Raw genomic sequence first — 21,936 nt, 5'->3', positions numbered from 1 at the left:
AGTGGAAAAAAATCAGGAATTTACAGTTACCATTGAAGATATGAGCGAGGACGGCTCCGGTATCGGAAAGCTTGACGGCTACATCTGGTTTATCAAGGATACGGTCATCGGCGACCAGGTGCGGGCGAAAGCCATGAAGATGAAAAAATCCTATGGTTTTGCCCGTCTGATGGAGGTGATCACTTCTTCTGCCTTTCGGACAGAGCCAAGATGCCCTGCGGCCCGTCCCTGCGGGGGCTGCCAGCTTCAGGCCATGAAATATGAGGAGCAGCTGGCGTTTAAAGAGCGAAAGATTAAAAATAACCTTATGCGGATCGGTGGTTTTAAAGAGGAAGAAATTCCCATGTTTCCAATTATTGGAATGGAGGATCCCTGGCGGTACCGCAACAAGGCTCAGTTTCCTTTTGGAATGAATAAAAACGGAGAAATTATAACCGGATTTTATGCGGGCCGCACCCATGATATCATTGAAAATGAGGACTGCCTGCTGGGGGTACAGGAAAACAGGGGAATACTGGAAATTATCAAGGCATTTATGAAGGAATATAGGATCAGGCCCTATGATGAGAAAAGCCATCAGGGGCTGGTTCGCCATGCCTTGATCCGAAAAGGGTTTAAGAGCAGTGAGATCATGGTCTGTCTGGTGATCAACGGAAAGCGCCTGCCCCACGGGGAAGAGCTGGTAAAGCGGCTGTCGGCTGTTTCAGGAATGACCAGCATTTCTTACAGTATCAATGAGGAAAAGACCAATGTGATCATGGGAAAAGAGATTGTAAATCTCTATGGTCCAGGGTATATTACAGATTCCATTTCGGATGTAACATATCAGATCTCCCCCCTGTCTTTTTATCAGGTTAATCCGGTGCAGACAGAAAAGCTGTATGGAACAGCCCTGGAATATGCGGGTCTTACGGGAAAAGAAACGGTATGGGATCTGTACTGCGGCATTGGAACTATTTCCCTGTTCCTGGCCCAGAAGGCGAAAAAGGTATATGGCGTGGAGATTGTCCCCCAGGCCATTGAAGATGCCAGAAGAAATGCCCGGTTGAATGGAATGGAAAATGTGGAGTTCTTTGTAGGAAAGGCAGAGGAGGTGCTGCCGGAGCAGTATGAAAAGAACCAGATCTATGCCGATGTGATCGTGGTAGATCCCCCAAGAAAGGGCTGCGACCAGATGTGCCTGGATACGATCCTGAAAATGCGGCCCGAACGGGTCGTTTATGTCAGCTGCGATTCCGCTACCCTGGCAAGAGATCTGAGATACCTTGTGGATGGGGGGTATGAGGTGAAGAAGGTTAGAGGGTGTGATATGTTTCCGCAGGGGGGACACTGCGAAACGGTTGTAAAATTGGAGCGGGTAAAAAGAAAATAGGAGAATTGTGAGGCGAGAAAATTGGAAAATCGAAATCGGATGGGAAAGAATAAAGAGGGTGTAATTTTCCCTGTTGCTCCAAATCTTTCTGACATGAGTGGTGCCTATTTGGAATTTATAGAAGAAATTAAAAAAGAGATTCAACATCAGCGACTAACTGTTGTATTGAATGCGAATTCAAGTATGATTTGTCTTTATTGGCACATAGGAAAAGAAATTCTGCAAAAACAGGAAAAGGAAGGCTGGGGAGCGAAAATTATAGACCGTATGTCAAAAGATTTGAAAGAAGCATTTCCAGATATGTCCGGTTTTTCGCCAAGAAATATCAAGTATATGAGAAAATTTGCGGCCTGTTGGCCTGATTTTGAAAAGGTGCAGCAGGTTGTTGCACAAATACCATGGCGAACAAATTTAAAATTGCTTGATAAACTGAGTACACAGGAAGAACGAATTTGGTATGCTCATAAGACTATTGAAAACGGTTGGAGCAGTAATGTATTGGATTTTCAGATACAGAACAGATTACTTGAGCGTACTGGGAAAAGTGTGAACAACTTTCCGGCCGCATTACCGCCGGCAGATTCGGATATGGCAAACCAGATTTTCAAAGATCCATATTTATTTGATTTTTTAGGTACCGATATGCCAAGACGTGAAGTTGAAATTGAGCGTCAATTGGTAGAACATATTCAGAAATTTTTATTGGAACTGGGGCAGGGTTTTGCGTTTGTAGGCAGACAGGTACATTTGGAAGTGGGAGGACAGGATTTTTATATTGATTTGCTGTTTTATCATTTGAAACTTCGTTGTTATGTTGTGATTGAATTAAAGGCCTGTGATTTTGAACCAGGATTTATCAGTCAGCTTAATATGTATCAGAATATCGTAAATGATATTTTATGCCATCCAGATGATAAGCCAACGATTGGTTTGTTATTGGTGAAAGGGAAGAATAAGACGGTTGTTGAGTATTCTTTGACAGGATATCAAAATCCGATCGGTGTTGCAGAATGGCAAAATCAAATAGAAAAGGAATTACCGGAAGAATTAAAGAGTAGTTTACCGTCTATTGCAGAAATCGAAAGGGAACTGGCGTAATTGTGCAACAGGTTGTTGCATAATTTGGATGATGTAACTATCCGGAAATTTCGACAGGTTCGAAAAGAATGAAGGGGCATTTGGAGTTTTGAAAAACGATTATGAATTTCAATGCTTTTTACTTCGAGGAAAAACCAAGGTAAAACAGGAGATTCTTTTGCTCTGTAGGGGGTATAACATTAATAAACTGCATGCAAAAATCCAAAAAGAACGCACAGAAAGTTAGCTTTTCCCAGTAAAAGAAACAGCCTGAACAGCCAAAAAAATGGAGGCTTTTTTAAAGTACGCCAAAAATCCGGAAGAATTTCCAAATGAAAAGAATTCTTTCCGGATTTTTTCATATATAGAGCGAGGGCATCGCTCAATCATCTAATTTGATGATTTTGCGACACCCTCATAATAAATAGCTTTTAATTATTGAGAAGTTCCTCCCTTTCAATTCAACGGCTCAATCACAGGTATTGTTTCCGAAGCGGGAGCGGATTCTGCCGGTTTGGATTCCTGAGTGGCTTTGGAAGCCTCTGCCGCTTTGGTGGCCTCTGCGGGTTTGGAAGCTTCTGTTGCTTTCGCAGCAGATGTAGCTTTGGAGGTTTCTGTATTTTTGGAAGCTTTTGTCTCAGATTTTGCAGCTTCCGAGCTCTTGGACGTCTGAGCAGTTTTTGAGGTTTCTGTGTTCTTTGCAGCTTTGGTAGATTTTGTGGCCTCTGTACTCTTAGGAGCCTTCGTGGATTTTGTAGCTTCCGTGCTCTTTGCGGCCTTTGCATCCTTAGCGGTTTCCGTACTCTTAGACGCCTTGGTAGACTTAGACGCCTCTGTATTCTTGGAAGTTTTGGAAGACTTTGCGGCTTCCGTGCTCTTGGACGTCTTTTCCTTATCGGAATTGGAGGTTTTCTTGTCCTCCTCTTTTTTATTTCCGTTTGTTCCGTTTTCTCCGTCTTCCGGGAAATCTGTTTCCCGACTGTCTGTGTCAATGCCGGAGGTGCTTAAGGAAAAAGCGGCCTGATTTGCATTTCCGGCCATATCTTCCAGATATACGGTCAGGGAACCTTTCTCCAGATCAAAGGTAATGCGGCCGGTTTCCTTGTCATAGCTGACAGGAGCTGTCCGTTTTCCAGCATCATCCGTAGCATAAACAGCCTCATAATTGATTCCGGAAATATTGTCCTCTGCGATCAGCTCCAGTTTACCGTCTTCCATGACTACAGTTTCTTCATCGATCGAGGGAGCTGTGTCATCTAAGACTGCGATATGCTCGTTTTGACGGGCAGGCATACCGTTCCAGCCCTCCACATAGATTTCCAGAGCGCCGTTATTTGTTAAGGTAGCATGGTAAACGCCGCCTTCTTTTTTGAATTCAATATCCTGGGATTCCAGGGTTGTGGTAAGTTTCCGGATAGGAATCAGTGACTTTACCTTAAGGGAAACATCTACGGTTTTGTAATCAGTGGTGTCCCCTACAGTCAGCTCGATTCGGGGGGAAGCGGTCACCAGAAAGAGCAGAAGAAGATTGAAAACAATAAACGGCAGCACATACCATAAAAGATTGTGAAGGAACCGGTTTTCATTTCCGGAACGGCCGTTATTGCTGGTTTTGGGGCTGCGCCGTGAGCCGCGTGAGGCCGGTGAACGGTCGCTGCGGGGCGCTGTATAGGATGAATGGCGGTCCATTGCCTTTGTCCTCCTTTGAAGTTTGGTCAAAATACCACTATAGCATAGCAGAAATTGTCTGGTCTTACAAGGAAAAATTGCTCTTGTAAGAGTGTTGTAAGAAAGTCTGTGGGGAAAAGGGATGAAAACAGGAGCAGAATATGATATGATGAAAATGATACTACATACGCCAGAATATTCCCGGAACGGGAAGGGCACAGGATGATCCTCAGGGGTCCAGCGAGAAAAGGGGCAGAGCCATGATAGAAGAAGCAGCAGCATTTGCGGCGCAGGCGCACCATGGAACATTCAGAAAAGGAACACAGATTCCGTATATTACACACCCGATGGAGGCAGCTCTGATCGTATCCGGGTTTACAGATGATCCGGAGATGATCGCGGCAGCGCTTTTGCATGATGTGGTCGAGGATACGGGCGTGACAGAAGAGGAGATTAGGGAGCGCTTCGGTTCAAGAGTAGCCTGTCTGGTGGCAAATGAGACAGAGGATAAAACAAAATGCTGGAGGGAACGGAAGGGAGCTACCATACAGCATCTGAAAAGTGCTCCAAGAGAGATTAAGATCCTGGCTCTTGGGGATAAGCTCAGCAATATGCGTTGTACGGCAAAGGATTATCTGGTTCTTGGGGATGAAATCTGGCAGCGGTTTAATGAAAAGGATAAGGCCATGCACGCCTGGTATTACTGGGGGATTGCAGATGCATTGGATGATTTAAAGGAACATCTTTATTACAAAGAATATATTATGCTCTGCCGGACTGTATTCGGAGCGGGGACATGAGGTCAATGAAGCAGGAAGTCCATTGGCTTTAGGCGATGGACGGTCTACTGGAAGCGGCAGACAGTAAGGAGAATGAAAGAATGAGCAATTTAAAACGAAACGGCAGGATTTTGGCGCTGCTTGTCATAATGGGAATCCTGTTTGGAACCCAGGGAATGACGGCACTTGCAGGAACCATGGGAGTAGGGGCGGCAGCAGGTCCGGCCGGCGGGCCGGGCATGGAAGCAGTGGGCCCATCAGATCAGAACGATGAGCAGGAAAAGCCGTCTGAAACAGATGGGGTACAGAGCGCGGAAGGTCAGCCGGCAGGCGGATCCGAAGCCCAGGGGGAATCCGGACAGTCCGCTGCCGGATCCGAAATTCAGGATACAGCGGATCATTCAACAGCCTCATCTGACCTCCCTCTTCAGGTAAACTACAGTATTTACTCCCCGATCCAGGGATGGAGCGGTACGGCTGCGGATAATCAGGCATTGCAGGCTCCTTATGGAAGCTGGGTGGCAGATATGAGGGCGAATCTGATCAATATTCCGGCAGATGCCCAGGTAGGCATCCGCTATCAGGTAAATTTAAGCGGGACCGGCTGGCTGGATCCGGCAGAGGATGGAGCGGAGGCGGGAAATGCGTCTGCTGAGGCGCCGCTGGAAGCGATCTGCATGGAGCTGTATGGAGCGTCTGCAGCATCATATGATCTGTATTATAAGGTTTATCAGAATGGTACATGGACGGATTGGGCATTAAATGGAGCTGTGGCAGGTACGGAGGGAGCTGGCCTGAGGATCGATGGAATCAGGGCTGCGATCACGGCAAAGGACGCCGGAGCGCCTCAGGCAGCCATGAACGCAGTCGATCCCTCCAGACCTATGATCGCCCTGACCTTTGATGACGGCCCGCGGACTTCGGTTACCAGCCGGATCCTTGACAGCTTGCAGCAGAATGGGGGACGGGCTACATTCTTTATGGTAGGTACCAATGTGGACTCCAATGCCGCAGTGATCCGCCGTATGGCCGAACAGGGCTGTGAGGTCGCAAACCACACCAATGACCATAAATATCTTACAAAAATTGGGGCGGAAGGCATTCGCAGCCAGGTAGGTTCTGTGAATCAGAAGATTGCTTCTGCCTGCGGTGTGTCTCCGGTACTGATGCGTCCGCCAGGAGGATATGTGGACGGCGCATCACTGTCTGTATTAGGCTCTATGGGTATGCCGGCAATTATGTGGTCTATTGATACGAGAGACTGGCAGCACCGTAATGCTCAAAGAACCATTGATACGGTTCTGGATCAGGTAAAGGATGGAGACATCATTTTGATGCATGATATTTATGAGCCAACGGCACAGGCGGCAGAAGTTCTGATTCCTGAACTGACAGCCAGAGGTTATCAGCTGGTAACAGTCAGCGAACTGGCTTCGTTTAGGGGCGGTATCCAGCCCGGACATAAATACAGCCAGTTCCGTTAAAAATACTTGCAATTTGAAGCATACATATTTATAATGTCTTTACCGGGCGGAGTTCCCTCCGTCCGGATCTATTTTCTAAAGTCTTCAGGGTTTTATACATCAGATTCATTCATTTCTTAAATTTCCAAAGGTCTCCCACACCAGGATATTTGATTTGAAAACAGAACCGCACATTGGCAATTAGATAAAAGCAGAATACACTGCAAAAGGCGGAAAGCCAAACAGGTATTTTATGTAAATCAGATAAACCAAAACGGGGGAACAAATATGAACGAATACAAAAACAGAAGGCAGCTTTTATGTCTGGCGGTCACGGCGGGAATGATGTTTACTGCTGTCAATGTATCATCCAAAACGGTCTGGGCCGCTGCAGAGCAGGTGATCGAGTATGATCCGAATCAGGAGGAAAAGACACATCCGGGCTCCATTATTTTAAAACAGAATTTGAAGGAGGAAGACTTACCGTCGTTGAAACAGCCGGAAGCTTCCTATACAGATGAAAATGGGATTCATTACCGCCTGGCGGACTGGGAGGTGCGTGAGCTGCCGGAAGCTTCCCGGAGCCGTGTGCTTGAAAAAACGGAAGTGTACCGGGAGGTAGAAGGAGCAGAGACGCTTCCACCCTATGTGGACAGCAGACAGGAGGAAAATGGCACAAGGATATCAGGACGGCTGTATATGCAGGAGAGTCGGGTACTGGGGGAGGAGTGGAGAGAGGATTTTCAGGCGCCTGTGACATTTTATTCCTATGGAGCAGATGAATATGAATTGGGTGGAATAAAAATTTCCGGGGAAGATATCCTGGATTCAGCTTTGGCAGAACAGGAGCTTCTTTTAGGAGAAATGGGGCTTTCGTCCGAGGCTTACCATATCACATCTATGGATTGGGATGGGGAAAGCTTTATGGATGAAACGGGCCAGGTCTGCCGCAGGGCGTCGGCAAGGGGAGAGAGGCTGCTGCGTGATTACGAGGCTGTATACAGAGGACAGGTTCAGGTTGTGGAGCCGGTTTCCTATGAGGTGTCCGCTGTGTATGAACCTGCGGAACTGGGGAATATTTCTAATTCAGAAAAAGAGCAGGAAGAGGCATTGGTTTTAGAGCCGGAAGCGGCAGAAGAGCCGGATCCATTTTTACGCTGGATCCGAACCGGAGTGACTGTTACGGCTGCATTGGGAGTTTCAGGCATATTGTTGGGGATTGTTCTGTATTTTACAGGGAAAAACAGGTGTAAAAGCCAGGAAGAGGAGCTGAAATATAATTAGGGCTTAATGATTTTTTTATAGAATTCTAAAGAAAATTTCAAAGAAAATACATAGTAAAAACACAGATTGCGTAGTAATATGTATCGTGTATACAGAAATGTATGGAGAGGAGAGTTCATTTATGAAAAGAAAATATTTTATGATCGCAGTGATGGCAGCTGCCCTTGGAATGACTGCCTGTTCATCTCAGAAAACAGAGACTGAGGCAGCAACGGCTACGACAGCCGCGTCTTCGGCAGCAGAGACAACCACGGCAGAGGCTTCTTCCGAGGAAGAGGAGGCAGAGACGGAGAACTTTTACGGTATTGTAAAGACAGTAGAGGATACGGTTATTACAGTAACAGACGATGCCGGAACAGAAGCCGGATTTGACGTGTCCGGAGCAGAGCTTACCGGAGCAGAGGCCATCGGTGAAGGCGATGAGGTAGATGTTTACTACACAGGAGCGCTGGGAGAAACGCCGGCAAAGGCCGTAGAGGTTGATATTGTGATTTCCGCAGCAGAGGAAGCCGAGGAGGAAGCTGCTGAGGAGGATGATCTGACAATCACGGGAACCATTGAAAGCACAGAAGATGGAAGCCTTGTTTTAAAGACGGAGGACGGTTCCTATACCTTAAATACCCTCATTGCCCAGACGGTCACAAAGGACGGCGTCAAGGCCGGAACAGAGGCAGATATTACATATTATGGAGATCTGGAAGATGAGGAAGTTCCCGCAGTCGCCACAAAAATTGTGACTGCAGACGCCAGAGATACAGAGGACGCGGGAATTAAGACCCTTACCGGTACCGTAGCAGAGGCAGAGAGCAATCATGTGGTTCTGGATACAGAGGATCCGGAAAATACCTTCTTTTCATTTGTGGGAGAAGATGGGATGTTTGACGGCTTAAAGACCGGAGATACGGCTACTGTGATCTATGAGGGTACATTAACAGCCAAGACCATTAAAGCATTAGGACTTAAAAAGTAAATAATTTCTTTTGCACCCGCCTGTTGGAATCGTTCCGGCCGGCGGGTGTCTGCATATAAAGGATTCTGTAAAAAAATTAGCACTCGACTCTTGACACTGCTAATAATGTGTGTTATAGTACGCATAGAACAAAGAACAGAAACACGATTCCGCAGCAGAAAGGGGAATGGCGTATGAATATCAATAAATTTACACAAAAGTCCATGGAGGCGGTGCAGGGCTGTGAAAAGCTGGCGTATGAGTACGGCAATCAGCAGATCGATCAGCCGCATCTGCTTTACAGTCTCCTGACCTTGGATGACAGCCTGATCATGAAGCTGGTTACGAAAATGGGAATCCAGGGAGATATGTTTAAAAATGAGGCCAAACAGGCCATTGAGAAGCTTACAAAGGTAAGCGGCGGCGGCCAGCTTTACATCAGCAATGATTTAAACAAGGTACTGATTAACGCTGAGGATGAAGCAAAGGCTATGGGAGACGAGTACGTTTCGGTGGAGCATTTGTTTTTAGCACTTTTAAAGCAGCCCGGACGGGAAATGAAGGAGCTGTTTAAGACTTATGGAATCACCAGAGAACGGTTTTTGCAGGCGTTGTCCACCGTCCGGGGCAATCAGAGGGTAGTCAGCGACAACCCGGAGGCGACCTATGATACACTGGAAAAATATGGTTATGACCTGGTAGAGCGGGCCAGAAACCAGAAGCTGGATCCGGTGATCGGCCGCGACAGTGAAATCCGCAACGTAGTCCGTATTCTGTCCAGAAAGACAAAAAATAATCCGGTGCTGATTGGTGAGCCCGGCGTAGGTAAGACAGCCGTTGTAGAAGGTCTGGCTCAGAGAATCGTCCGGGGCGATGTGCCGGAGGGCTTAAAGGATAAAAAGCTCTTTGCCCTTGATATGGGAGCCTTAGTGGCAGGAGCCAAGTATAGAGGCGAATTTGAGGAGCGTTTAAAAGCAGTTCTGGAAGAGGTAAAAAAGAGCGAAGGCCAGATCATCCTCTTTATTGATGAGCTTCATACCATTGTGGGAGCAGGAAAGACAGAGGGATCCATGGATGCGGGCAATATGTTAAAGCCCATGCTGGCAAGAGGCGAGCTGCACTGCATCGGCGCTACTACCTTAAATGAATACCGCCAGTACATTGAAAAGGATGCGGCCTTAGAGCGCCGGTTCCAGCCGGTTATGGTGGCAGAGCCTACGGTTGAGGACACCATTTCCATTCTCAGAGGACTGAAGGAGCGGTATGAGGTTTACCATGGCGTAAAGATCACAGATTCCGCTCTGGTAAGCGCAGCCATGCTGTCCGACCGCTATATTTCCGACCGTTTTCTGCCCGATAAGGCCATTGACCTGGTAGATGAGGCCTGTGCAATGATCAAAACTGAAATGGACAGTATGCCCGCAGAATTAGACGAGCTGTCCCGCAGGCTGATGCAGATGGAAATCGAGGAAGCAGCATTAAAAAAGGAAACAGACCGCTTAAGCCAGGATCGTCTGGCAGATTTACAGAAGGAGCTGGCAGAGCTGCATGATGAATTTACAGCAAAAAAGGCTCAGTGGGAAAATGAAAAATCCAGCGTAGACCGCCTCTCTGCTCTCCGTGAAGAGATTGAGGCTGTAAACCGCCAGATCCAGGATGCCCAGCAGAAATACGATCTGAACAAGGCGGCAGAGCTTCAGTATGGAAAGCTGCCCCAGCTGCAGAAGGAGCTGGAGGCAGAGGAAGAGAAGGTTAAAAAGGAAGATCTGAGCCTGGTTCATGAGAGTGTGACAGAGGATGAGATTGCAAGAATTGTGTCCAAATGGACCGGCATTCCTGTGGCAAAGCTTACAGAGAGCGAGCGCAGCAAGACCCTTCATCTGGATCAGGTGCTCCATAAGAGAGTCGTAGGACAGGACGAGGGCGTTGAGAAGGTCACAGAGGCCATTATCCGGTCAAAGGCAGGAATTAAAGATCCTACGAAGCCCATTGGTTCCTTCCTGTTTTTAGGCCCCACCGGCGTAGGTAAAACAGAGCTTGCCAAGGCTCTTGCAGAGTCACTGTTTGATGATGAATCCAATATGGTGCGCATTGATATGAGCGAATATATGGAGAAGCATTCTGTGGCACGTCTCATTGGAGCGCCTCCAGGATATGTGGGCTATGATGAGGGCGGACAGCTTACAGAGGCTGTGCGCCGCAAGCCCTACAGCGTAGTGCTGTTTGATGAGGTGGAAAAGGCCCATCCGGATGTATTTAATGTGCTGCTGCAGGTACTGGATGACGGACGGATCACAGATTCTCAGGGACGCACGGTGGATTTTAAAAACACCATTATCATTCTTACTTCCAACATCGGCTCCCAGTATCTTTTAGAGGGGATTGATGAGAATGGCTCCATCCGCCCGGAGGCTAAAGAGGCTGTGATGAATGACCTGAGAACTCATTTCCGTCCGGAATTTTTGAACCGTCTGGATGAAATGATTCTCTTTAAGCCTCTGACAAAGGAAAATATTGGAAGTATTGTGGATTTATGCATTGCGGACTTAAACCGCCGTCTGGCAGACCGGGAGTTAAAGCTGGAGCTTACAGAGACAGCGAAGGCCTTTATCACAGAAAACGGCTATGATCCCGTATATGGCGCCCGTCCTTTAAAGCGGTATCTGCAAAAGAATGTAGAAACCCTGGCAGCAAAGCTGATTTTAGGAGGAGGGCTGCGGGAAGGCGCTGTAATCGTGATCGATGTATCGGAGGATGGAAGCAGGCTTATCGCTTATACGGAATAAAAAGAAAGGAAGGTCATAAGGTGAATAAGATTCCAAAGGATCCCATGATCCTGTTCAGCTTTGTGAATACACAGCTTAGAGACCGTTTCAGTTCATTGGAAGAGATGTGCAGAGAAATGGAGCTGGATCAGTCTTATATAGAAGAAACTCTGGAAGGTGCAGGGTTTTCCTATGATCCCAAACGGAACTGCTTCCGCTGATGGTTGGCAGCAAAAGCCGGCTTTATCTGATGTCTGGTCAGATAGGGCCGGCTTTTTTGAGGTGGTGCGAAAGGGCGAAGGCTGGAAATAAATAACAGGATGTGGTAGACTGGACAAAAGATCATTCACGGAATAGGGATGTATATTGTGATGGGGGATCTGTTAAGCTATAGTAGGAATACCCGATAGAGGATGAACAAAGCAGGAGGAGATATATGGGAGTGATATTCAATGAGGCAGAGGCTGTCTGGGAATGGCTTATGACGCATCTTATCGTAATCAATCTCTTGTTTTCCATTATTATTATTTTTTTCCAGCGCAGAGATCCCAGATCGGTATGGACCTGGCTGTTTGCTCTGAACTTTATTCCGGTGTTCGGAATTATATTTTATCTTCTTTTCGGCCAGGATTTAAAAAAGAGCCGGATGTTTAAGGTAAAGGGAATCAGCGATCGGCTGAATATGCCGGTTAAAAGCCAGGAAGAGATTATCCGCTCAAGCGATATTCCGGAGGAAATGATGGATCCCCTCATAAGGGATTTCCGCAGCCTGATCCTCTATAACCTGGAAACTTCCGGAGCTGTGCTTACGACCGACAATCAGGTGAAGATCTACACAGACGGCCAGGCGAAATTTGAAGGCCTTCGGACCGCTCTGCGCCGTGCCAGCCGATTTATCCACATTCAGTATTATATTATTAAAAATGACGAGGTATTTGATTCGATCGTGCCGATTCTGGAGGATAAGGTGCGTGAAGGCGTAGAGGTGCGGATTCTTTATGACGGCATGGGGGGTCGCTTTATGCCGAAACGCCGGTGGGAGGAACTGCGCCGCGCCGGGATTTTAGTCGGTGTATTTTTCCCTCCTATTTTAGGCTGGCTGAACCTGCGTGTAAATTACAGAAATCATAGAAAAATCGTTGTGATAGACGGGAATGTGGGATTTGTAGGCGGTTTTAATATTGGACGTGAATATATTTCAAAGGATCCCGGATTCGGTTATTGGAGAGATACCCATCTGCGGATCACCGGTGAAGCAGTGATGAGCCTGCAGATCCGCTTTGCACTGGACTGGAATTATGCTACGGGAGAGAATCTCTTTAAAAATGAGGCCTATTTCCGGACAGATCTGAAAAAGAAGACGGACGTCCGAAGGGATAAAGAAAGACCGGCCTGGCCTGATCCTGAACTGGAGGGAAGCCAGGTGGGAATGCAGATCATTGCCAGCGGTCCGGATACCAGAGAACCCCATATCCGAAACAACTATCTGGAACTGTTTCACAAGGCAAAGCACCATATTTATATTCAGACGCCTTATTTTGTGCCGGACGACGCCATTTTTTCGGCGCTTAAGATGGCTGCTTTGTCCGGGGTCGATGTGCGTCTGATGATTCCCTGTAAGCCGGATCATCCGTTTGTGTACCGGGCAACCTGTTCTTATGCAGGAGAACTTTTGGATTATGGTGCAAAGGTCTATATCTATACTAATGGTTTTCTCCATTCCAAGGGGATTATGGTTGACGGCCGGGTCTGCTGCTATGGCACTGCCAATATGGATATCCGGAGCTTTGAACTGAATTTTGAGGTAAACGCTACGATTTATGATGAGGCGGTCACGGCAGAACTGGAGCAGGCATTTATGAATGACCTGCCTCACTGCCGCCAGATAACAAGAGAGGATTATAAAAAAAGAGGCCTTCTGACCAGGATCAGGGAGCAGGGAAGCCGTCTTTTGTCTCCGCTTTTATAGGAAGAATAATTTTCAGTTCTGCTGTCCATACTAGCCCTATGAAGAGACAGTATAATGGAAAATTAAAAGAATCGCTCTGCAATTTCTGCCGTTGCGGGATTGCGGGCTGGTGTCTGGAGGTCATTTTCACTTCATCGGAATCCTGGATGCGGGGAGATATGCGGCTCATGGGGCGCACCTCGCTCTGGATGTTTCCCATCTATGGCATGGGAGTCCTTCTGCCGGGGATCGTAAATACGGCAGACCGTTGGCTCACCGGCCTGTCTGCATTCCCGGAGGCGGGAACCGATCGTATTTCACCACCAGCCAGACTGGTGCGCCACGGACTTATGGATATGGTTCTGATTTTTACGGCAGAGTATGTGACAGGAACGATTTTAAAGCATTTTAATGTGTGCCCATGGGATTATTCCATGTGGCCCGATCATATCGGCGGGGTGATCCGGCTGGCTTTTGGGCCCCTGTGGTTTTGCACCGGGCTTCTCTTTGAGATGCTTCAGACCCCCGGCAGACTTGAAAACTCAAACTAACAAAGAGTTGTATTTCCGATGTTTTCTGGTATATAATGGATACCATCAGCGGGCAGGAGAGCATCCCTTTATCCGCTGATGGCAGTAAATATTTTGAACAGAAGGAGAGTTACATATGATACGCTTATTGCTGGCAGCCATCGCCATTGTGCTGTATTTGGTACTTACTTTTCCGGTTTTGTGTTTTCTGGAGAAAAAGGCAAAAAAGAACCCGGAGGAGGCAGGCTGGAAGAGCTTTTCCATGGTGCGGTGGATTTTTAAAAAAATCAGCCGGATCGCCGGGATCACATACGAGGTGCGGGGGCTGGAAAATATTCCCACCGACCGGGCGGTGCTTTATGTGGGAAACCACAGAAGTTATTTTGATATTGTCATGGGCTATATGACCGTTCCTGGACTGACCGGTTTTATTGCCAAAAAGGAAATGATAAAGATCCCGCTGCTAAACCGCTGGATGGATCGGATGAACTGCTTATTTTTGGATCGTTCGAATATTAAAGAAGGTTTAAAAACTATTTTGGCAGGAATTGAAAAGATCAAGGGAGGAATTTCCATGTGGATTTTCCCCGAAGGAACCAGAAATCCCGGTGAAAATCCGGAAAAACTGATGGAGTTCCATGAGGGAAGTTTAAAGATTGCAGAAAAGAGCGGCTGTCCGGTGATCCCTGTTGCCATGGTGGGGACGGCAGAGGTATTTGAGCGTCATTTCCCATGGATCCGGCCCAGCCATGTGATCATCGAATACGGAAAACCCATTTATTTAAAGGAACTTCCGGCAGAAAACCGCAAGTTCCCCGGAGCCTACACAAGAGAGATCATTTGCTCCATGATAAAAGAGCTGGAGGAACAGAGATGAAGGAACTGAACTTACAGGAGATCCGGCAGCAGCTGGATGTGATTGACGCCAGCCTGACAGAGCTGTTTGAGACACGTATGGAGCTGTGCAGAGAGGTGGCTGAGTATAAGATACAGACCGGAAAGCCTGTTTATGACAGGGAGCGGGAGCAGCAGAAGCTTAAGGCGGTTACGGCTCTGGCTCACAGTGATTTTACGCGCAAAGGTACATATGAACTGTTTTCGCAGATCATGACCATCAGCCGCAGGCTTCAGTATGGTCTTCTGGCTTCCCACGGGCAGGAGATGGACACCGGGTTTTCCATGATCGAGGATTTAAAAAGGGAAAATGTGCGGATCGTATATCAGGGTGTGGAGGGCTCCTATGGACACGGTGCGGCCCGCCGGTATTTCGGCCCGGATGCGGATATGTACCATGTAAAGACCATGGAGGATGCCATGACAGAGGTGGAGGAGGGCCGGGCAGATTATGCGGTGCTCCCTATTGAAAACTCCTCCGCTGGGGCAGTAAGCGACAACTATGATCTCTTAGTAAAGCATAATGTGTACATCGCAGCGGAAACGGAGCTTCCGATTAACCATGCGCTGCTGGGCCGGGAAGATGCGGATATTAAGGATATCCGGACAGTTTATTCCCATCCGCAGGCTCTGATGCAGACCTCCCAGTATCTGAATGCCCACAGGGACTGGAAACAGATCAGCACGGTCAATACGGCGGTAGCGGCTAAAAAAGTGGCAGAGGAAAACGATCGTTCCCAGGCGGCGGTAGCCAGTGAGATTGCGGGAGAGCTTTATGGCTTAAAGGTGCTGGAGCGCTCCATTAACCACAATAAAAATAATGTGACCCGTTTTATTATCCTGTCAAAGGATCCTGTATACAGAAAGGGCGCTAATAAGGTGAGCATCTGTTTTGAGGGCGTCCACAGAAGCGGCTCTCTTTACAATATGCTTGGAAATCTGATTTACAATGACATCAATATGCTGATGATCGAATCGCGCCCCATTCCCGGGAGAAGTTGGGAATACCGTTTTTTTGTAGATGTGGAAGGGTCTTTATCCGATGCAAAGATCCGCAATGCTTTAAAGGGGATTTCTGAGGAAGCCGTATCCTTAAGGATCCTGGGAAACTACTGAGCCGAACCGGTTGGAGCGTGGATTCCCTTATCCGCTGATGGTAAGGGAAATATGGATACAAAGAAGAAACGAGGAAAGAGATATGGATATCAGAGGACTTGTGATCTACCGCAATTTAAAACATCAAACGCTGTTTGAGCAGATGGCAGGATTTATGGGAATGTCAGAAGAAAAGGAGAGTACAGATTCTTTTGCCTGTGCGGGACAGCTGATCGAACTGGCTGCAAAGTACGGCTTTGAAGGAAACCTGTGGCACTGTTTTCTGGCGCTCTGCCTGGCAGATAATGAAAATGCATATACAACTGCCTGTGAGGTCAAAGGGCCTGCAGGCGGTACTCTGGATCTTCTGGCGAAAGAAGACTTTGCCATTTTCAAGGCACTGTTTGATTTTGATCTTTCTTCTCTTGCGCCCTCTTCTTTGTGGAGCCTGCTTGCGGACTACCGCCCGGCACTTCAGGAGAGCCGGGTTTTTAACTGCAGGATCAAGGACAGGATCGTGGAGCTGGCAAAGGCCCTGGAGCAGGCATCTGACCTGGAAGGATTTCAGCAGACTATGGTGGAATTTTACAGGGGATACGGGGCGGGAACCTTTGGACTGAATAAGGCTTTCCGGATTCTGGAAAAAGAGGCCGGAGGGCTGACGGTGATCGATCCCATTGTAAATGTGGAGCATATTTATTTTAAGGATATTGTGGGATATGAGCTTCAGAAGCATAAGCTGATTGAAAATACGGAGGCTTTTGTAAATGGAAAAGAGGCCAACAACGTACTTTTATTCGGTGATGCGGGAACGGGAAAATCCTCCAGCGTAAAGGCGGTTTTGAACGAATATTACAGCAGGGGCCTGCGTATGATTGAGGTATACAAGCACCAGTTTAAGGATCTTTCAGATGTTCTGGAGCAGATCAAGGACCGCAATTACAAGTTTATCATTTACATGGATGATCTGTCCTTTGAGGATTACGAGCTGGAATATAAGTATTTGAAGGCTATTTTGGAAGGAGGACTGGGAAAACGCCCGGATAATGTGCTGATCTATGCGACCTCCAACCGCCGCCATCTCATCCGGGAGAAATTCAGCGACAAGAGGGAGCTGGATGACGATCTTCACAATAATGATACGGTTCAGGAGAAACTTTCTCTGGCAGCCCGGTTCGGCGTTACGATTTACTACGGTTCACCGGACAAACGGCAGTTTCAGTCCATAGTCAAAGCGCTGGCTAAGAGGCATCAGCTGGATATACCGGAGGAGGAACTGCTTTTGGAAGCCAATAAATGGGAATTGAGCCACGGAGGACTTTCCGGGCGTACGGCTTCCCAGTTCATTACCCATCTGCTGGGATGCGATTTTACATAAAATATACAGAAATTTTACATCATAAGGAAGAAAGAAGATGAGTCCGGGATTATAATAGCAGTCATATAGTCCCGGGCTTAGGCCATACAGGGGATCGGGCAGCGCGCCCCAAAAGGAGGAAGAACGTGGCAGTAAGAATGTTTGCAGCGATAGAGATCGGCTCATTTGCTCTGGAACTGGGAATTTATGAGATTTCTGAAAAGACGGGGATCCGTTGTGTAGATCACATCCGCCATGTGATCGCTCTGGGAAGCGATACCTTCAGCGAAGGAAAAATCAGCTACGGTCTGGCGGATGAGATGTGCTCTGTTCTGGAGGATTTTACGGGGATTATGAAAACCTACCGGGTGCGGGAGTACCGGGCTTACGGAACCACAGCCATGCGCGAGGCGAAAAACAGCCAGATCATCCTGGATCAGATCTGTGTAAGAACCGGACTTAAGGTGCGAATTATCAGCAATTCAGAGCAGCGTTTTATCAGCTATAAGGCAGTGGCGGCAAAGACAGGAGAATTTAACCGGATCATCCAGAAGGGAACGGCGATTGTAGATGTGGGCTTTGGAAGCGCCCAGATTTCTCTGTTTGATAAGGATACTCTGGTAACGACCCAGAGCCTGCCTCTTGGTACTCTGCGGATCCGCAGCCAGCTGGCTAAAATCCCGGCCAGTGTAAGGTCGCATTGTCTTCACATTGAGGAGCTGGTAGATAATGAGCTGATAACCTTTCGGAAAATGTATTTAAAAGACAGAAAGATTGATAATCTGATCGGGATCGGAACCAATATTACCTATCTGATGCGCCAGCTTGGATTAAACACAGCGGCAGACCGTGTGGATGACAAAGAGATGGAGCTTTTTTATGAGCGCCTTTCTCAGATGACCCTGGATCAGATTGAGGAGCGTTTTAATGTGAACAGTGAGTACGCATCCCTGCTCCTTCCGGCAGCGGTTGTATACCGCAGAGTGATGGAGGTTACGGGAGCGGGACAGTTCTGGATTCCTGATATCGGCCTTTGTGACGGCATTGCGGCAGAATATGCCGATGACTGCCGTCTGTTCCGATTCAGCCACAGCTTTGAGAATGATATTCTGGCAGCGGCCAGAAATATGGCAAAGCGGTATAAATGCCATGCGGGCCATAATCAGATGCTGGAGCAGTATGCGTTATCTATCTTTGACGCTGCGCGGAAATTTCATGGTATGGGAGCAAGGGAGCGGCTCCTGCTCCAGATCGCAGTGACGCTGCATGGCTGCGGTAAGTTTATCAGCATCCGAAATTCCAATGAAAGCAGTTATAACCTGATCATGTCTACGGAGATTATCGGACTGAGCCATCTGGAACGTGAGATTATCGCAAATGTAGTCCGCTACAATATCCGTGATTTTGATTACGATACCATTCAGCTGGAAACGCAGATTGGAGAGGATGGAAGCGGTAATCTAAACCGAAGCGCCATTACCATTCGTATAGCCAAGCTGACGGCAATCCTGCGCCTTGCAAATTCCATGGACAAGACCCACAAGTCCAAGCTGGCAGACTGCCGGATGGCGATCCGGGAGGGAGAGTTAGTCATTACCACAGGATACACGGGAGATCTGGCTCTGGAGCGGGCGTCCTTTGAACAGAAGGCGGATTTTTTTGAGGAAATATTTGGAATAAGGCCGGTGTTAAAGCAGAAAAGGAGGGCATGACATGGCAGAAAAAGAAAAAAATACCACAGATTTTGGAGCAGATCCCTCCAATTTTGTTAATCGGGAACTGAGCTGGCTGGAATTTAATTACCGGGTTCTCAGCGAAGCCAGAGATAAGAGCCTGCCCTTGTTTGAGCGGCTGAAATTTTTAAGCATTACAGCCTCCAATCTGGATGAATTTTATATGGTCCGTGTGGCTTCCCTAAAGGATATGGTACACGCGAAATATATGAAGCAGGATATTGCAGGAATGACGGCTCAGGAGCAGTTAGACGCTATCAGCATAAAGACCCATCAGCTGGTGGAGCTGCAGTATTCCACCTATATCCGTTCCCTGGTGCCGTCTTTGCGCCAGAACGGCCTGCGGATCATCATGGAGCATGAGGATCTTACAAAGGAGGAAGCGGCCTGTGCGGACTCCTATTTCCAGACCAATGTATACCCGGTGCTTACCCCCATGGCCTTTGATTCCTCACGGCCCTTCCCGCTGATCCGCAACAAAACCCTGAATATTGCGGCTCTGTTAAAGAAAAAGAACGGGGATGGAGAACTGGAATTTGCCATGGTGCAGGTGCCTTCTGTGCTGCCAAGAATCGTAGAGCTTCCCAGAGAGACAATGGAGGATGGCACAGAGCAGAGGGTGGTGATCCTTTTAGAGGAGATCATTGAGCGGAATATGCCCTCCCTGTTCTTAAATTATGATATTGTGGCCTCTCATCCCTTCCGCATCATGCGGAATGCAGATCTTTCCATTGATGAGGAGGAGGCGGTGGATCTTCTGGAGGAAATCCAGAAGCAGCTGAAAAAGCGCCAGTGGGGCGAGGCAATCCGGCTGGAGATTGAATCCAATGTAGATAAGCGGCTTCTTAAAATCCTGAAAAAGGAGCTTTCCATCAGCAGTCAGGATATCTTCCGCATCCCTGGGCCATTAGATCTGACCTTCCTTATGAAAATGTATGGTCTGGAAGGCTTTGAAGCCTTTAAGGCTCCCAAGTACATCCCGCAGCCGGTACCGGCCCTGATGAATGAGGATGATATTTTCACCAACATCCGAAAGGGCGATATCCTGCTCCATCACCCATATCAGAGCTTTGATCCGGTGGTGGACTTTGTGCGCAGCGCAGCCAGAGATCCGGAGGTTTTAGCCATCAAACAGACCCTTTACCGTGTGAGCGGAAATTCCCCCATCATTGCGGCTTTGGCAGAGGCGGCGGAGAATGGAAAGCAGGTATCCGTACTGGTGGAATTAAAGGCCCGTTTTGATGAGGAAAATAATATCAACTGGGCAAAAATGCTGGAAAAGGCCGGCTGCCATGTGATCTACGGCCTGGTGGGACTTAAGACCCACAGCAAGATCACTCTGGCAGTCCGCATGGAGGAGGACGGAATCCGCCGCTACGTCCATCTGGGTACGGGAAATTACAATGATTCCACTGCAAAGCTTTATACGGACTGCGGCATTTTAACCTGCGATCCCCAGATCGGCGAGGACGCCACGGCAGTCTTTAACATGCTGTCCGGATATTCGGAGCCAAAGGCCTGGAATAAGCTTTCTGTCGCGCCTCTGTGGCTGAGAAACCGGTTTCTGCGAATGATCCGCCGGGAGACAGCCCACGCAAAGGAAGGACGCAGAGGCCATATTATGGCAAAGATGAACTCCCTTTGCGACAAAGAAATCATCAAAGCTCTCTATGAGGCCTCCTGTGCCGGAGTGGAAATTGAGCTTGTGATCCGCGGGATCTGCTGTCTGCGTGCCGGAGTGTCGGGGTTAAGCGAGCATATCCATGTGCGTTCCATTGTGGGAAATTTCCTGGAGCACAGCCGGATTTTTTATTTCCTCAATGACGGAAGTCCTGAGGTTTATATGGGAAGTGCAGACTGGATGCCGCGGAATCTGGACCGCCGGGTGGAGATTCTGTTCCCGGTAGAGGATGAAGCTTTAAAGGAGCAGGTCATTCATATCCTTAAGATAGAACTGGAAGATAATGTAAAGGCCCATATCCTGCAGCCGGACGGCACCTACGAAAAGGAGGATAAGCGGGGAAAGGTCTTAATAAATTCTCAGGAGCAGTTCTGCCTGGAGGCGGTGCAGCGGGTAAAGGAATACAGGGGAGAGGACGACCCGGCAGTGACCCGGATCTTTAAACCCATAGAAAGCGGAAATATATAAATTCAATAAAAAGAGCGGTTCTGCTGATGCAGGACTGCTTTTTTTATCCGTAACATATTTTCCCATAATTTTTCAAGAAAAAAGTAAGGAAAACCATTGGTTAATATGGTATGATAATCATAAATATACTTTACAAAGAAATGATAACGTATGAGGAGGGGAATCATATGCCCGATATCAACATTCTGGTAGTAGACGATGAAAAGGAGATCGCAGATCTTATAGAGATTTATCTGGTAAGTGATGGCTATAAGGTTTTTAAGGCGGAAAATGCCTTAAAGGGCCTTGAGATCCTGGAAAAAGAGGAGATCCATCTGGTGCTCCTTGATATCATGATGCCGGGGATGAACGGCCTTGAGATGTGTAAAAAGATTCGTGAAACTAACAATATCCCGATCATTATGCTCAGCGCCAAGTCAACCGACCTTGACAAGATCCTGGGACTGGGTACCGGAGCGGATGACTATGTGGTAAAGCCCTTTAATCCATTAGAGCTGACGGCACGGGTAAAATCCCAGCTTCGCCGCTATACCCAGCTAAATCCCAACAGCATGGCAAAGGAAGCGGTAAGCAGCGAAATCACCATCAAGGGAATGAGCATCAACAAAGATAATCATAAGGTAGTGGTAGACGGTGAGGAAATCAAGCTGACGCCGATTGAATTTGACATTCTTTATCTTCTGGCCTCCAACCCGGGAAAGGTATTCAGTACAGATGAGATTTTTGAGCGGGTATGGAATGAAAAGGTATATGAGGCCAATAATACGGTTATGGTACATATCAGACGTTTAAGAGGAAAGATGAAGGAAGATACCAGGCAGAGCAAGATTATTACAACTGTGTGGGGAGTAGGCTACAAGATTGAAAAATAGT

Annotated in this window: 17 protein-coding genes and 1 pseudogene; 17 read left to right on the top strand and 1 reads right to left on the bottom strand. The window is 47.7% G+C overall.

The genetic code is table 11. From position 1 onward, the window contains the following. Window position 1: 1 nt before the first annotated feature. The 3 genes and pseudogenes from rlmD to WKT10_RS05030 form a co-directional block, all read left to right on the top strand. A complete protein-coding gene (gene rlmD / locus WKT10_RS05040) occupies window positions 2-1,372 on the top strand; it encodes a 23S rRNA (uracil(1939)-C(5))-methyltransferase RlmD (protein WP_340275885.1) in 1,371 nt (456 codons plus the stop codon). 39 nt (window positions 1,373-1,411) lie between these two features. Then, window positions 1,412-2,470, top strand: a complete 1,059-nt coding sequence (locus tag WKT10_RS05035) for a PDDEXK nuclease domain-containing protein (RefSeq protein WP_066550544.1) — start codon at window positions 1,412-1,414, stop codon at window positions 2,468-2,470. A 67-nt stretch (window positions 2,471-2,537) separates the two neighbouring features. After that, window positions 2,538-2,696, top strand: a pseudogene (locus tag WKT10_RS05030) (transposase); the annotation flags it as partial. Between the two features lie 209 nt (window positions 2,697-2,905). On the opposite strand, the gene WKT10_RS05025 reads toward WKT10_RS05030, so the two are convergent. Then, window positions 2,906-4,138 (bottom strand): hypothetical protein, encoded by a 1,233-nt coding sequence (locus WKT10_RS05025; RefSeq protein ID WP_340275883.1) that lies wholly within the window; start codon window positions 4,136-4,138, stop codon window positions 2,906-2,908. A gap of 239 nt (window positions 4,139-4,377) precedes the next feature. Here WKT10_RS05025 and WKT10_RS05020 point away from each other — a divergent pair, with 239 nt between their 5' ends. The 14 genes from WKT10_RS05020 (at window position 4,378) to WKT10_RS04955 (ending at window position 21,935) form a co-directional block, all read left to right on the top strand. Next, entirely contained in the window at window positions 4,378-4,917 is a 540-nt protein-coding gene (locus WKT10_RS05020; RefSeq protein WP_066550535.1) for an HD domain-containing protein, read from the top strand. An 80-nt stretch (window positions 4,918-4,997) separates the two neighbouring features. Then, entirely contained in the window at window positions 4,998-6,380 is a 1,383-nt protein-coding gene (locus tag WKT10_RS05015) for a polysaccharide deacetylase family protein (RefSeq protein WP_340275881.1), read from the top strand. A 267-nt stretch (window positions 6,381-6,647) separates the two neighbouring features. After that, the gene (locus tag WKT10_RS05010; protein WP_340275879.1) at window positions 6,648-7,643 is read left to right on the top strand and encodes a hypothetical protein; all 996 of its coding nucleotides are present in this window, start codon (window positions 6,648-6,650) and stop codon (window positions 7,641-7,643) included. Window positions 7,644-7,764: 121 nt separating this feature from the next. Continuing rightward, complete coding sequence (locus WKT10_RS05005; protein ID WP_066550526.1) at window positions 7,765-8,613, top strand: hypothetical protein; 849 nt, start codon at window positions 7,765-7,767, stop codon at window positions 8,611-8,613. A gap of 173 nt (window positions 8,614-8,786) precedes the next feature. Continuing rightward, window positions 8,787-11,378, top strand: a complete 2,592-nt coding sequence (gene clpB / locus WKT10_RS05000) for an ATP-dependent chaperone ClpB (protein WP_066550519.1) — start codon at window positions 8,787-8,789, stop codon at window positions 11,376-11,378. A 20-nt stretch (window positions 11,379-11,398) separates the two neighbouring features. Next, window positions 11,399-11,578: a DUF4250 domain-containing protein gene (locus WKT10_RS04995; protein WP_066550516.1), complete on the top strand. Its 180-nt coding sequence runs from the start codon at window positions 11,399-11,401 to the stop codon at window positions 11,576-11,578. A gap of 215 nt (window positions 11,579-11,793) precedes the next feature. Then, complete coding sequence (gene cls / locus WKT10_RS04990) at window positions 11,794-13,326, top strand: cardiolipin synthase (RefSeq protein WP_066550513.1); 1,533 nt, start codon at window positions 11,794-11,796, stop codon at window positions 13,324-13,326. Between the two features lie 38 nt (window positions 13,327-13,364). Further along, window positions 13,365-13,856: a putative ABC transporter permease gene (locus WKT10_RS04985; RefSeq protein WP_340275876.1), complete on the top strand. Its 492-nt coding sequence runs from the start codon at window positions 13,365-13,367 to the stop codon at window positions 13,854-13,856. 115 nt (window positions 13,857-13,971) lie between these two features. After that, entirely contained in the window at window positions 13,972-14,712 is a 741-nt protein-coding gene (locus WKT10_RS04980; RefSeq protein ID WP_066550507.1) for a lysophospholipid acyltransferase family protein, read from the top strand. Next, window positions 14,709-15,845 carry a prephenate dehydratase gene (pheA, locus tag WKT10_RS04975; RefSeq protein ID WP_066550504.1) on the top strand — a complete coding sequence of 379 codons (1,137 nt, stop codon included), beginning with the start codon at window positions 14,709-14,711 and terminating at the stop codon, window positions 15,843-15,845. The genes WKT10_RS04980 and pheA overlap by 4 nt, the downstream gene beginning before the upstream one ends. A gap of 82 nt (window positions 15,846-15,927) precedes the next feature. Continuing rightward, a complete protein-coding gene (locus tag WKT10_RS04970) occupies window positions 15,928-17,202 on the top strand; it encodes an ATP-binding protein (RefSeq protein ID WP_340275873.1) in 1,275 nt (424 codons plus the stop codon). 125 nt (window positions 17,203-17,327) lie between these two features. Then, window positions 17,328-18,893, top strand: coding sequence for a Ppx/GppA phosphatase family protein (locus tag WKT10_RS04965; protein ID WP_340275871.1), 1,566 nt, complete (start codon window positions 17,328-17,330; stop codon window positions 18,891-18,893). A gap of 1 nt (window position 18,894) precedes the next feature. Then, window positions 18,895-21,063 carry an RNA degradosome polyphosphate kinase gene (locus WKT10_RS04960; protein ID WP_340275869.1) on the top strand — a complete coding sequence of 723 codons (2,169 nt, stop codon included), beginning with the start codon at window positions 18,895-18,897 and terminating at the stop codon, window positions 21,061-21,063. 167 nt (window positions 21,064-21,230) lie between these two features. Continuing rightward, on the top strand, window positions 21,231-21,935 hold the full coding sequence (locus WKT10_RS04955) for a response regulator transcription factor (protein WP_066550494.1): 705 nt from the start codon (window positions 21,231-21,233) through the stop codon (window positions 21,933-21,935). The last annotated feature ends 1 nt before the right edge of the window (window position 21,936 follow it).

The organism is Enterocloster sp. HCN-30185 (assembly GCF_037890305.1).
Taxonomy (GTDB): Bacteria; Bacillota; Clostridia; order Lachnospirales; family Lachnospiraceae; genus Enterocloster.
Note: the sequence above shows the minus strand (reverse complement) of the source record. Positions and strands in the feature narration are given on the sequence as shown.